The following is a 12,902-nucleotide window of genomic DNA, read 5'->3' on the forward strand; positions in this document are numbered from 1 at the left end:
CTTAATGCGCGCTGGCCGGGGCCGCCGGGGCCGCGCCGTCGCCGGATCCCGCCGCAAGGCCTGCCGGCATGGCCGCCGCCGGGCTGGCCTGGGCGCCGGTAACGACCTCGACCGCCGCGCCTTCGCGCAGGCGATCCAGGCCCTCGACCACGACGCGCTGTCCCTCGCTCAGGCCGGACTCGACCGCGATCAGTTTGTCATCGACGCGCCCAGTCACGATGCGTTGAATGTGCACCTTGTCCCCCTCATCGACGACATAAACGAATGCCCCTATGGAGCCTTGCTGGACCGCCATGGTCGGGACCAGCAGCGACCGGGCGGTGTCGACCCGCAACCGGACATTGACGAACTGATTGGGAAACAAAGATTCGTCTTCGTTGGCAAAACGTGCCTTGAACTTGACGGTGCCGGTGGCAACGTCGATCTGATTGTCGACGGACATCAGCTCGCCCGTGGCGATCTTGCGCAGATCGTCGCGATCGTAGAGATCGGCGGTCAGGGTTTTACCGGCGCGCAGCTGGGCCAGGACTTCGGGCAATTGCGCCTGCGGGAGGGTGAACAGCACGGAGATGGGCTGGGTTTGCGTGATGACCACGATGCCGTCGGTATTCGAGGCATTCACCATATTGCCCTCGTCCACTTTGCGCAAGCCCAGGCGCCCCGATATGGGCGCGGTAATGCGTGTGAAGTCCAATTGAAGGCGGGCGCTGTCCACCGCCGCCTGATCGCTTTTGCGCGAGCCTAGAAACTGCTGGACCAGGGCGGCCTGCGCGTCCACCTGTTGTTTGGCTATGGAGTTCTGCTTGAATAGCAGTTGATAGCGCTGCAGATCGCGCTGCGCGTTCTGCAACTGGGCCTCGTTCTGCTTTTGCTGGCCCAGGGCCTGGTCCAGTTGGACTTGGTAGGTTCGCGGATCGATCTGCGCGAGCATGTCGCCGGCATTGACTTTCTGGCCGTCGGAAAAGAAGATTTTTTGCAGTTCTCCGTCCACCCGGCTGCGCACCGTGACCGTATTGAACGCGGTCACCGTGCCTATGGCCTTGAGTGTGTGCTGTATGGAGCCCTGCTGCACGGTGGCGACCCGGACCGGCGTTTTCATGTTGGCCATGGCGGCCATGCGGTTGCCGCCAAGGCCCGGCCGCCCTCCCTTCATCGAGCCCGCATCACGCCCCACAAGCCAGTATGCGCCGGCCGCCAACACGATAAGGACAAGAACGAGCCATGGCCAGCGCCGATGGCCGGGCCTATGGGATACGGAGCGGGGTTCCGCCATGCAATGTTCTCCGGGTTCGAACGAAACAGGCGACATTTTCGCCTATTGACGGCCACAGGAACACAGAAATCCCGGATTTGAAATGGAACGCAACAACTATTGAAGCGCGGCGTAAAGGGTGAACGCCGCGTAAAAGCAGCCCCCGCCGGCTCTATCGACCCGGCTTCAAACGTTGCAGCGGGCCAGTTTGAATGGCACGTCGCTGGCCACCGGCTGCGGCTTGAGCTCGCAGTCCTGCGATGCGAAACGCACCCATATCACGTATTTATTGGCGCTCATTTCGGGGAAGATGTTCAGCGCCGCGTCGACCCATACCCGCAGAAGCTGGAATACCTTGCCGCCCAGCATCTCTTGATAGGCGCCCTGCCGGGCCACCAGATCGACCACATCGCCGGAATCGCGCAGCAGGCGCAAGATAAGTGCCAGGCCCTTATAAAGAGGCAGGAATGGGGTGATCCATCGATGCAGATCTGTGGCGCGAACTTCGGGAGGCTTGATCTGCCAGGAAAAATACGACGGCATGTCGACCTGCGAAGACCCGCCGGGCACGGCGATGCGGCCGCGCAAGCTGGCCAGCCATTCGTTGTCGCGCAATTCCTGGCCTACGCGGCCTTGAGCGCCGAGTTCGGCGGCCACCCCCTGGATCTCGGCCAGCATGGTATCCAGCGTGCGGGCATCGACCTCGGGGTGCTGGCGCAACGCGCCAAGCGCAACGCGCTGCCGTTCCAGATCTTGCAATACCGCGCCGCGCAGGTCGGTGCGGTCGCAGATATCAAGAAGATCGAACAGGGTGGCGACCGAAATCTGGTGATGGTGGACATCGGTCCCTTTGGCGAAAAAGAACAGCCGGTCGAACAGGTGCTCGACTCTTAATAGAGACCTTACGCGCTCGTTGCAAGGATATTCATAAAGAATCACGCGACCAAAAACCTTTTCAATGACAAGGAACGACTACTGGAAGAGCAGCCCGTCTATTGACGTGCCCGCATGCACCAAGCCTCGTGCAGTTCGCGGGCGTGACGCACGAGTTCGTCAAGACTGGTGCGCCCGTCGTTGACGATGACATCGTCGGCAACAGCCAAACGCGCCTCTCGTGACGCCTGTGCTGACATGATACGCGCAATAGCCTCTGGCGTCAGCCCACTGCGGGCCTGGACCCGCCTGATCTGTGTTTCCGGATCGCAATCGACGACACAGATGCGATCCACCCGATCCCGCCAGCGCCCCGACTCGACCAGCAAGGGAACGACAAAGACAAGATAACATCCTTGTGCCGCATCAGCCCTCTTTTGTGTAACTGAACTTATCATTGGATGAATAATTGATTCAAGCCGCTGCCGCGCTTGCGGGCTTTCGAAGACCAGCTCGCGCATGGCTTGCCGGTCCAGCGCGCCCGTCGGCGAAATGATGTCGGGGCCGAATTCGTGCCGTATCGATTCAATCGCGGCACCGCCAGGCGAGGTCAATTCGTGCGCGATGACATCGGTATCGATGACGGCGGCACCCCAGTCGGCAAACAGATCGGCAACGCGGCTTTTGCCGGAGCCTATTCCACCGGTCAAGCCAATTTTGTACACAGCGGCACCTCGGCTACCAAAACCACGAATGTACCGCAGTTGAGTTCAGGAAAACACCGGCGCCGCCCATGGCCAGGAAAGGGCCGAAGGGATAGGCTCCGCGGGGCCGCAGCGACTTTTGCCGCCACATGGCGAAAACCAGGCCGGCAAGGCAGGCCAGCAGCAATGCCCAAGGCAAGGGCTGCCACCCTAGCCAGGCGCCCAAGGCGGCCAACAGCTTGAGGTCGCCATGGCCCATGGCGTCGCGACCACTGAACCAACGGAGGGCCGTCAACAGGCACCACAGCAAACTGTAGCCCAGCATGGCGCCGGCGAATGCATCGTGCAAAGGCAGTCCGACCCCCATCCATGAAGCGGCCAGGCCCAGCCACAGCAGGGGTTGGGTCAGGGCGTCGGGCAGCAGGCCCGTCTGCGCATCGATAAGAGCGGACAGCAGCAACAGGGCCCCGGCCATGGCGGTGACAAGAAAACAGGCACTGAGCCCATGCCGCGCAAACAGGGCCGAGAAAGCCGCCGCCATGATGAAGGCGGCGGGCCTGGAGAAACCGGACGCCAGGGAAAAGGAAAATAACAGGCGCCGCCTGGCCCCCGCCACGCCCCCGGGCCAGATGACCATCCGCAAGGACCGCGCCATGGTGGATGCATCGGCTGGCGCGCCGGCATCGATCCCGCGGCGGTAAGCCAGCGCGACACAGCCGCAACCGCCGCCCGCCGCGGCACCCAGCGCGGCCATGGCGCCAGCCACGGCAAGCGTAATTAAAGATGAGGGTAAATCCGGCATGTTTCAGGCTCCCGGGCAGCATCCGCTGTTTTACGGCGAGGGCAATTAGTGCGTAGAATGCATGTTCCTGGCCTCTACTGTCGATGGAACATCATGTCTAGTTCAAGCTCGTTCATTCAACACCCCTGCGTCAAGCCTTTGGGTGCTTTGGTATTGGCCCTGCTGCTGGCTGGCTGCGCCCAGCAACGCACGCCCAATTATTACGACACCCCGCACGACAGCACCGAGGCCGACGCGCAAAGCCAGGCCCAGGGCCGCAACAGCGCGCGCGCGCCATCGCAGATACAACTGGGCTTCGGAGCCGATCAGAAGGCCGCCAAGCCCCAAGCCGAGCAAGCAAACGCCGGGAAGCAAACCGTCATCAAGGCTCGCCCCCTGGCCGAAGCAAAGACGTTTCTGGGCACGATACCCTGCCTGACGGGCGGTACGGCATGCTCGGCACAGCGCCTGACGCTTACGTTGGCGCCGGACGGCCAATGGCGTTCGCGCTCGGTCCTGCTGGACAAGCCCGATGCCAAGCACAATATTGTTCAGCAAGGTTGCTGGGATGTGATCGGCACGCAGCCTTTGCGCATCGTGCTGAAGCTGAACGGGCAAGCCAGCATGGCCAGCATGACCTTTGTGAACGACAACGTGCTGCGCATCAATATGATCAATGATGTCACGCCCACGCTGGAATACCGGCTGACCCGCCAAGCGGATGTCGACGCCATCGACGAACTTGCAACGAAGGCGCCGTTGCAGTGCGGCTAAAGCCTGGGGCCGCCGACCGGCCCTAGCCGCGCTTGGCCAGAACGCAGTGGGCAAGCTCGACCGCGTTTCTGACCTGCATTTTCTGAAAGATGCGTGCGCGATGCGCTTCGACGGTGCGTTGCGACACGCCCAATTCAGCGGCGATGATTTTGTTTGGCTTGCCGCGCGCGACGTAGTCCATGACGTCGCGTTCGCGTGGAGTCAACACCGAAAAGTGCGAGTCGCCGGCATCGTGTACATTCCCCATGTTTGTCTCCTTGTTGTTATCGGTGACGCATTCTGTCATGGGGATTCGGACACGTCTGCTGTCACTTCTTACAGATTTCCAGGTTGTCGATAAGGCGGGTGGCTCCCAGTTTGGCGGCGGCCAGCACAACCAGCGGCTCGCCGGCCCGGATCTCGTCGACCTGGGGGCACAGCAGGTCGCGCTGGCGGCGCAGCGACACATAATCGACCTGCCAGCCGTGCGCCGACAGGTGTTCGGCGGCCTGCGATTCCAGCGCCTGGACGTCGGTATCGCCCGCCTCGATGCCCGCCTGCACTTTTTTCAGAGTGGCGTACAGGCGCGGCGCTTCAGCGCGTTCGGCCGGCTGCAAATACATATTGCGCGACGACAGGGCCAGACCGTCGGCATCCCGTACCGTTTCGTGGGCCAGTATGTTCACAGGCAACTGGAATTGGCGGCACATATTGCGCACGACCATGAGCTGCTGATAGTCTTTTTTGCCGAAGACCGCCACGCTGGGCTGCACGCAGGAAAACAGTTTCATGACCACCGTGCTGACGCCCCCGAAAAAGCCCGGGCGGAATTCGCCTTCCAGGATGCCGCCCAGATCGGGCGGCGGCTGGATCTGGAAGTTCTGGGGCTCGGGGTACATTTCCCGCTCATTGGGCGCGAACAGCACGTATACATCGCGCTCACGCTCCAGTTTCTCGATGTCGGCGGCCAGGGTGCGCGGATAACGGTCGAAATCCTCGTTCGGACCGAACTGCAGGCGGTTCACGAAAATGCTGGCGACAACGGGGTCGCCATGCTGGCGAGCGAGCTTCATCAGCGACAAATGCGCCTGGTGCAGATTGCCCATGGTCGGCACGAAAGCGACCCGCAATTGCCCGCGCAATTGATCGCGCAGCTCTTCAATGGTGTGAACGACTTTCAAGAAAATCTCCGTTCGGAATGGGACGTCCGCCCGCCATTCAGGCGGCGGCGCGCATGTACGAGAGGCGCACGTAAATCGGCGCGTAGGGTTCAGCCTGCGTAATTTCCAGCAGGGACTCGCGGGCAAGTTCCAGCATGGCCAGGAAATGCACGACCACGATGGCGGCCGCATCCCCTTGATGGACACGCTCCATGAACAGCTCGGTGAACTCCATGAATTGCACGTCGCTCAAGCGGCGCAATATCTGGCTCATGTGATCGCGCACGGACAACTGCTCGCGCGTGATGCGATGGTGGGCATTAAGGCTGGCCCGGCGCATGATTTCGAGCCAGGCGCCGCGCAGGTCTTCGGCACTGATGTCCGGCAGGGATTGCTCCACCTGCACGTCAGCGTGCGCATGCGTGCGCTGGAAGTCCCTGCCCAATTGCGGCAAGGCGTCGAGCTTTTGCGCGGCCAGCTTCATTTGTTCGTATTCCAGCAACCGCCTGACCAGTTCGGCGCGCGGGTCGTCAACCTCTTCGCCGGTATCCGACTTCTTGACGGGCAACAGCATGCGCGACTTGATTTCGATAAGCATCGCCGCCATCAGCAGGTACTCGCCGGCCAGTTCCAGATTCTGATTGCGGATCTGATCCACATAAGACAGGTATTGGCGGGTGACCTCGGCCATGGGGATGTCCAGAACATTGAAGTTCTGCTTGCGGATCAGGTAAAGCAGCAGATCCAGCGGACCCTGGAAGGCCTCCAGGAATACCTCCAGCGCATCGGGCGGTATATACAGGTCTTGCGGCATGGCGAACAGCGGCTCGCCGTACAAGCGGGCAAGCGCCACGCTGTCGATGACGTCGGGCGTACTGTCTATGGCCGGGTCGACCAGGGCGGAAAGGTCTTGGGCCGCTACCTTGGGCAAGGGCATGCGGAACCGCTAGTCGGCTTGGTAGACATACGGCTTTTGCGGAACCCGGCCGGCGCGGTAGCCTTCCTGGAATTCAGGATCGATATGCTTGTCCCACAGCCGGGCGCGGCCTTCGCGCTGCCGTAATTCGGTGTCGGGGTGTTCCGTTTTGTATTTTTTAAGGAACTGGGTAATTTCGGACTCGTAATTCTTTGCCATAATGCTTGCTTGCCAGATGTGGTTAACCTTGGAAATCCGAGTGTACTTCACTCGGCCGCAACTTAAACTGCCTGATGCCTTCCGAAACGCCAGCCTCACCGTCCAGCGCCCATAGCGGCCAAGCGCTATCGGCGCGCGAGCGCCGCGCCATTCGAATGATACCGTTCATCGTCGGCTGCGCCCTGTTCATGCAGATGCTGGATGCGACGGTGGTTGCCACGGCCCTGCCCGTCATGGCGCAGTCGCTGAATTCCAGCGTGGTACGCATGAATGTGGCCATTACCAGCTACCTGCTGGCTGTCGCCGTATTCGTGCCGATCAGCGGATGGGCTGCCGACCGTTTCGGTGCCAAGCGGGTTTTCCTGGCCGCCATTTTACTCTTTACGCTCAGTTCCATCGCTTGCGCGGCATCCCAGAACATAGGCCAATTGGTCTTCTCCCGGGTAATCCAGGGCTTGGCGGGCGCGATGATGGTGCCTGTGGGCCGGATCATTCTCCTGCGCAAAGTGCCCAAAACGGAACTGCTCAAGGCCATGGCCTTTCTGTCGCTGCCGGCCTTGCTGGGTCCGCTGATCGGACCGCCGCTGGGCGGCTTTCTGGTGACCTACGCCTCGTGGCACTGGATTTTCCTGATCAACATACCTGTCGGAATCGTAGGCATCGCCCTGATTCTGTACTACATACAGGACGACTACCCGGTGCAGCCGCGCCGCCTGGACTGGGTAGGCTTCCTATTGAGCGGCGTATCCCTGGCCACCCTGGTATCGGGCTTCGAGGCCATCGGCCATCGGTCGCTGCCATTGGCGCAATTGCTTGCCCTGGTCGGCGTGGGGGTGGTCTGCGGCCTGCTGTATATCTGGCACGCCAGACATACCGCTTACCCCATTATCGACCTGGCGCTGCTGCGGATCCCGACTTTCGCCATTTCGACCCTGGGCGGCAACCTGTGCCGCTTCGCCATCGGAGCCACCCCCTTCCTGCTGGCCATCCTGCTGCAGGTGGGTTTCGGGCTGTCGCCGTTTTCGGCGGGCATGATCACCTTTACAAGCGCCATCGGCGCGATGGCCATGAAGCTGGTGGCAACGCCCATTATCCAGCGCTTCGGCTTCAAGCGCGTCCTGATCGCCAATGCGCTGATCGCCGGCGCTTTCGTCGCGTTGTGCGGGCTTTTCCGGGCGGACACCCCCATATGGATCATGGCTCTCATACTCGTTGTGGGCGGTTTTTTCCGGTCGCTGCAATTCACCGCCGTCAATACACTGACCTACGCGGATCTGGGGTCCGAGGAAATGAGCCGGGCCAGCAGCTTCGCCGCCATGGCCCAGCAGTTGGGCATCAGCCTGGGCGTCGCCTGCGCGGCGGTCACCTTGAACTTAAGCATGAACTGGCGCGGCGGGACGGAACTGGCGCTGGTGGATATCGTCTGGGGATTTGTGGTGATCGGTCTCGTGACCGCGGCCTCGGCTCTGTCATTTGCCCGCCTGGATCCCCACGCGGGCGACCATCTGCATGCCAACAAACCGGCCCGGAAGTAGACGTACGGCCTAAGGCGCCGAAGCCGCCGCTCCGTTATCCAGCAGCATGACCAGCTTGCAATCGGGCCGGGTGGCCAGCCGGAAAGTGATCTGCTGGTAGTGCAGGATGGCCCCGGGATGGCGGAACTGGCGCAGCCCGCCCTCCCGGTCGACCACCGTGTGCCGCGTCCACCAATGCGCGAAGACGGTACTGGACTGCAGCAGCTCGTTCAGCACGGCATGCACGTCGGCCTCATCCGCATGCGCGCCGGCGTCGGCGCGAAATTCCGCCACGACGCGGCTGGCGCGCTGCTCCCAGTCCACGACCAGCTCGCGGGCCGCCGGATCCAGGAAAATATAGCGCAACAGATTGGGCGATTCGTCGCGATCCGGCCAGCCGTCGAACAGATGCAGCAAAGCGGTATTGCGCGCCAGCACGTTCCAGCAGCGATCCAGAATGTACGCGGGCGCCGTGATGCTGTGTACGCAATCGGCCAGGCGGGCCGGCAACGGGGTGACCAGGTCGCGTCCATGCTCGGGATCGGCGCACTCGGCCAGCTCGAACAGATAATGGCGCTCGGCGCGGGCCAGGCTTAGAACCGATGCCAGCCTGGCCAGGACGCTGGCCGAGACGGAAACGTCGCGCCCCTGCTCTATCCATGTATACCAGGTAACGCTGATGCCGCACAGCTGGGCCACCTCTTCGCGACGCAGGCCCGGCGTGCGCCGGCGAACGCCGGCCGGCAGCCCCATTGCCTCGGGCTGCACCCTGGCGCGCGCGCGCCGCAGGAAATCCCCCAGCGCCTTGCGCCGGGCGAACCCGGCCTGCTCGGCGGAGGCCGCCATGCCAGGCTTGCTGTCTTGCATGACCATGGCCTTGCCGCGCCTATCTAAGCGTGCTGGCCAGGCTGCGGCGCACGTCTTCCTCGTCGCGTCCGCTGCGCCGCACGTAGTCTTTTACCTGGTCGTCGCCGATGTTCCCCACGTTGAAGTACTGCGACATGGGGTGGCTGAAGTAAAAGCCCGAGACGCTGGAGGCCGGATACATGGCATAGCCTTCAGTCAGCTGCATGCCGATCTCTTTGGCTTCGAGCACCTGGAACATATCCTTCTTGACCACGTGCTCGGGACAAGCCGGGTAGCCCGGCGCGGGACGTATGCCCTGGTATTTTTCGGCAATGATGTCTTCGTTGCTGAGCGACTCGTCCGCAACATAGCCCCACAAATCGCGTCTTACGCGCGCATGCAGGCATTCGGCAAAGCCCTCGGCCAGGCGGTCGGCGATGGACTTGAGCATGATGCTGGAGTAATCGTCGTTGTCGTCCAGGAAGGCCTTGTCGTGCTTTTCGATGCCCAGCCCGCCCGTGACCGCGAACATGCCGATATAGTCCAGTATGCCCGTCTCTTTCGGCGCGATGTAATCCGCCAGGCATTTGTTGTCGACGCCTTCGCGCTTGACCGTTTGCTGGCGCACATTGCGCCAGGTGAACAAGACTTCAGAGCGGGACTCGTCGCGGTAGATCTCGATGTCGTCATCGTTGACGGTATTGGCCGGATAGAAGGCCACGACGCCGCTGGCTGTCAGCCAGCGGCCTTCGATGATTTTCTTCAGCATCGCCTGGCCTTCGGCGTATACCTTGCGCGCCTGCTCGCCCACCACCTTGTCGTCCAGGATGGCGGGATACTGGCCGAACAGGCTCCAGGTCTGGAAGAAGGGCGTCCAATCCAAAAACTGGGCGACCTCGGACAAGTCGTAATTCTTGAAGCTGCGGCGGCCAATGAATTTGGGCCGCGGCGGCGTGTAGCTGGACCAGTCTATCTTGGGACGATCGGCGCGCGCCTGCTCCAGGCTGACCAGCGGCGTCGCCTTGCGGTTGGCATGGCGTGTGCGCACCAGGTCGTATTCTTCGGCCACTTCGGCCAGGTAGGTGTCGACCTGGTCCGACATCAGGTTGGTGGCCACGCCCACCGAGCGGCTGGCATCGGGTACGTAAATAACCGGCCCTTCGTAGTTGGGGGCGATCTTCACGGCCGTATGCACGCGGCTGGTCGTTGCGCCGCCGACCAGCAGCGGCAGCTTGCGGCTTCGGAAATAGTCGTCGCGCTGCATTTCCGATGCCACGTAGGCCATCTCTTCCAGGCTGGGCGTTATCAAGCCCGACAGGCCGACGATATCGCAGTTCTCTTCCTTGGCCTTGGCCAGGATTTCGGAACAGGGAACCATGACGCCCATATTCACGACTTCGAAGTTATTGCACTGCAAGACCACCGTGACGATGTTCTTGCCGATATCGTGGACGTCGCCCTTGACGGTGGCGATGACGATCTTGCCTTTGGAGCGCACGTCGCCGCCCGCCGCCTGGATCTGCCGTTTTTCTTCCTCGATGAAGGGAATAAGGTGGGCCACCGCCTGTTTCATGACGCGCGCGGACTTGACCACTTGCGGCAGGAACATCTTGCCGGCGCCGAACAGGTCGCCGACGATGTTCATGCCGTCCATCAAAGGCCCTTCGATGACCTGTATGGGCCTGCCGCCCGCGGCGGCGATTTTCGCGCGGACTTCCTCGGCATCCTCGACGATGAAGGTGGTAATGCCGTGCACCAGCGCATGCGACAGCCGCTGCTCGACCGCCTGCTCACGCCAGGTCAGGTCCTCTTCTTTCTTGGCGCCGGAACCCTTGATGGTCTCGGCCAGCTCGACCAGGCGCTCGGTGGAAGTCCGCTCGTCGGCCGGATCGGTCTTGCCCAGCGGCTGGGCCCTGTCCAGCACCACATCCTCGACCATGTCCAGGACTTTCTTGTCGATATCCTGATAAACGCCCAACTGCCCGGCGTTGACGATGCCCATGGTCATGCCCTGCTGGATGGCGTAATACAGGAACACCGTGTGTATCGCTTCGCGCATGGCCTCGTTGCCGCGGAAGGAGAAGCTGACGTTGGAAACGCCGCCCGATACCCGCGCATAGGGCAGATTCTTCGTGATCCAGCCGGTGGCCTCGATAAAATCGACGGCGTAGTGATTGTGCTCGTCGATGCCGGTGGCAATGGCGAACACGTTGGGGTCGAAAATAATGTCTTCGGGAGGAAAGCCCACCTCGTCGACCAGCAGGCGGTAGGCGCGTTCGCAAATCTGCTTGCGCCGCTCCAGGCTGTCAGCCTGCCCCTTTTCGTCGAAAGCCATGACCACGGCGGCGGCTCCGTACTTGCGGCACAGGCGCGCATGCTCCAGGAAGGCCGCCTCGCCTTCCTTCATGGAGATGGAGTTGACCACCGGCTTGCCCTGCACGCAGCGCAGGCCTTGTTCGATGACCTCCCATTTGGAGCTGTCTATCATGATGGGGACGCGCGCGATATCGGGCTCGGACGCGATCATGTTCAGGAAGCGGCGCATGCACACGGCCGAATCCAGCATGGCCTCGTCCATGTTGATGTCGATGATCTGCGCGCCGTTCTCGACCTGCTGGCGCGCGACAGCCAGCGCCTCGTCGTATTTTTCCTCGCGTATCAGGCGCAGGAACATCTTGCTGCCCGTCACGTTGGTGCGCTCGCCCACGTTCACATACAGCGAGTCCTCGTCTATGGTCAGCGGCTCCAGGCCGGACAGGCGGGTCTTGACCGGGATCCGCGGCACGGCACGCACCGGCAGGCTGGCCACCTTGGCGGCGATGGCGCGGATATGGTCCGGCGTGGTGCCGCAGCAACCGCCAGCCATGTTGACCAGGCCGGCCTTGGCGAACTCCTCGAGCAGCGAAGATGTGTCCTCGGGGGTTTCATCGAAACCGGTCTCGGCCATGGGGTTGGGCAGACCGGCATTGGGATAGACGCAAACATAGGTGTCGCAGATTTTGGACAGCTCGGCCACGTAGGGCCGCATCAAGGCCGCCCCCAGCGCGCAGTTCAACCCTATGGTGACGGGCCGCGCATGGCGCACCGAATTCCAGAATGCCTCGACCGTCTGGCCCGAAAGAATGCGGCCGGACGCGTCGGTGACCGTTCCCGAGATCATGACGGGCAGACGTACGCCCCGCTCTTCGAAGACGGTTTCGACGGCGAAGATCGCCGCCTTGGCATTGAGCGTGTCGAAAATGGTCTCGATCAGGACGATGTCGATGCCGCCATCCAGCAGGCCGTTCAACTGTTCCGTGTAAGCGTCGCGCAGTTGTTCGAAGGTCACGTTGCGCGCGGCCGGGTCGTTGACGTCGGGCGAGATGGAAGCGGTCTTGGGCTGCGGCCCCAGCGCGCCCGCCACGAAGCGCGGCCGATCGGGCGTGCTGAAGGCATCGCAGGCGGCGCGCGCCAGCTTGGCGGATTCCACGTTCAGCTCGTAGGCCAGTTCTTGCAGGCCGTAATCGCCCTGGGCGATGGCGGTGGCGCCGAAGGTATTGGTTTCGATGACATCGGCGCCCGCTTCCAGGTAGCTGCGGTGGATGTCGGAAATGATGTCGGGGCGCACCAGCGAAAGCAATTCGTTATTGCCTTTCACGTCCTTGAAATGCTCCGCGAACCGCTCGCCGCGGAAATCCATCTCGCTTAATTTGTATTGCTGGATCATGGTGCCCATGGCCCCGTCCAGGATCAGGATACGTTCGGCAAGCAGGCGCGCGAACTCGGCGCCATGCGTGTAAGCGGAAAGGGGATAGGGCAAGGACGGATGGGACACGTGGCTACCTGACAGTAAACAAGGCCTCCATTGTATCGCCCACCGATGCTCTCCAGCCTTCCCCCCCGGG

General features: G+C 62.1%; 12 protein-coding genes. 2 read left to right on the top strand and 10 right to left on the bottom strand.

What is annotated here, in order from left to right; all coding sequences use genetic code 11:
* Position 1: 1 nt before the first annotated feature.
* The 4 genes from V0R37_RS11670 to V0R37_RS11685 form a co-directional block, all read right to left on the bottom strand.
* Positions 2-1,273 carry an MdtA/MuxA family multidrug efflux RND transporter periplasmic adaptor subunit gene (locus V0R37_RS11670; protein ID WP_420374676.1) on the bottom strand — a complete coding sequence of 424 codons (1,272 nt, stop codon included), beginning with the start codon at positions 1,271-1,273 and terminating at the stop codon, positions 2-4.
* Positions 1,274-1,438: 165 nt separating this feature from the next.
* The gene (zapD, locus tag V0R37_RS11675) at positions 1,439-2,191 is read right to left on the bottom strand and encodes a cell division protein ZapD (protein ID WP_420374677.1); all 753 of its coding nucleotides are present in this window, start codon (positions 2,189-2,191) and stop codon (positions 1,439-1,441) included.
* 53 nt (positions 2,192-2,244) lie between these two features.
* Positions 2,245-2,850, bottom strand: coding sequence for a dephospho-CoA kinase (gene coaE / locus V0R37_RS11680; protein ID WP_420374678.1), 606 nt, complete (start codon positions 2,848-2,850; stop codon positions 2,245-2,247).
* Between the two features lie 13 nt (positions 2,851-2,863).
* A complete protein-coding gene (locus V0R37_RS11685) occupies positions 2,864-3,631 on the bottom strand; it encodes a prepilin peptidase (RefSeq protein WP_420374679.1) in 768 nt (255 codons plus the stop codon).
* Positions 3,632-3,724: 93 nt separating this feature from the next.
* Here V0R37_RS11685 and V0R37_RS11690 point away from each other — a divergent pair, with 93 nt between their 5' ends.
* Entirely contained in the window at positions 3,725-4,384 is a 660-nt protein-coding gene (locus tag V0R37_RS11690) for a hypothetical protein (protein ID WP_420374680.1), read from the top strand.
* A gap of 22 nt (positions 4,385-4,406) precedes the next feature.
* Here V0R37_RS11690 and V0R37_RS11695 read toward each other — a convergent pair whose 3' ends face one another.
* From V0R37_RS11695 to V0R37_RS11710, 4 genes are all read right to left on the bottom strand, one after another.
* Positions 4,407-4,631, bottom strand: a complete 225-nt coding sequence (locus V0R37_RS11695) for a response regulator transcription factor (RefSeq protein WP_420374681.1) — start codon at positions 4,629-4,631, stop codon at positions 4,407-4,409.
* 61 nt (positions 4,632-4,692) lie between these two features.
* Positions 4,693-5,544 (bottom strand): pantoate--beta-alanine ligase, encoded by an 852-nt coding sequence (gene panC / locus V0R37_RS11700; protein ID WP_420374682.1) that lies wholly within the window; start codon positions 5,542-5,544, stop codon positions 4,693-4,695.
* A gap of 37 nt (positions 5,545-5,581) precedes the next feature.
* Positions 5,582-6,460, bottom strand: coding sequence for a segregation and condensation protein A (locus tag V0R37_RS11705; protein ID WP_420374683.1), 879 nt, complete (start codon positions 6,458-6,460; stop codon positions 5,582-5,584).
* A 9-nt stretch (positions 6,461-6,469) separates the two neighbouring features.
* Positions 6,470-6,658, bottom strand: coding sequence for a DUF3460 family protein (locus V0R37_RS11710; RefSeq protein ID WP_420374684.1), 189 nt, complete (start codon positions 6,656-6,658; stop codon positions 6,470-6,472).
* A 74-nt stretch (positions 6,659-6,732) separates the two neighbouring features.
* Here V0R37_RS11710 and V0R37_RS11715 point away from each other — a divergent pair, with 74 nt between their 5' ends.
* Complete coding sequence (locus V0R37_RS11715; RefSeq protein ID WP_420374685.1) at positions 6,733-8,193, top strand: DHA2 family efflux MFS transporter permease subunit; 1,461 nt, start codon at positions 6,733-6,735, stop codon at positions 8,191-8,193.
* 9 nt (positions 8,194-8,202) lie between these two features.
* Here V0R37_RS11715 and V0R37_RS11720 read toward each other — a convergent pair whose 3' ends face one another.
* The gene (locus tag V0R37_RS11720) at positions 8,203-9,039 is read right to left on the bottom strand and encodes a helix-turn-helix transcriptional regulator (protein ID WP_420374686.1); all 837 of its coding nucleotides are present in this window, start codon (positions 9,037-9,039) and stop codon (positions 8,203-8,205) included.
* A 19-nt stretch (positions 9,040-9,058) separates the two neighbouring features.
* Positions 9,059-12,832 carry a methionine synthase gene (gene metH, locus V0R37_RS11725; RefSeq protein ID WP_420374687.1) on the bottom strand — a complete coding sequence of 1,258 codons (3,774 nt, stop codon included), beginning with the start codon at positions 12,830-12,832 and terminating at the stop codon, positions 9,059-9,061.
* Positions 12,833-12,902: the final 70 nt, after the last annotated feature.

Origin of the sequence: Pollutimonas rozaliensis, assembly GCF_048751585.1 — a bacterium.
Lineage (GTDB): Bacteria > Pseudomonadota > Gammaproteobacteria > Burkholderiales > Burkholderiaceae_B.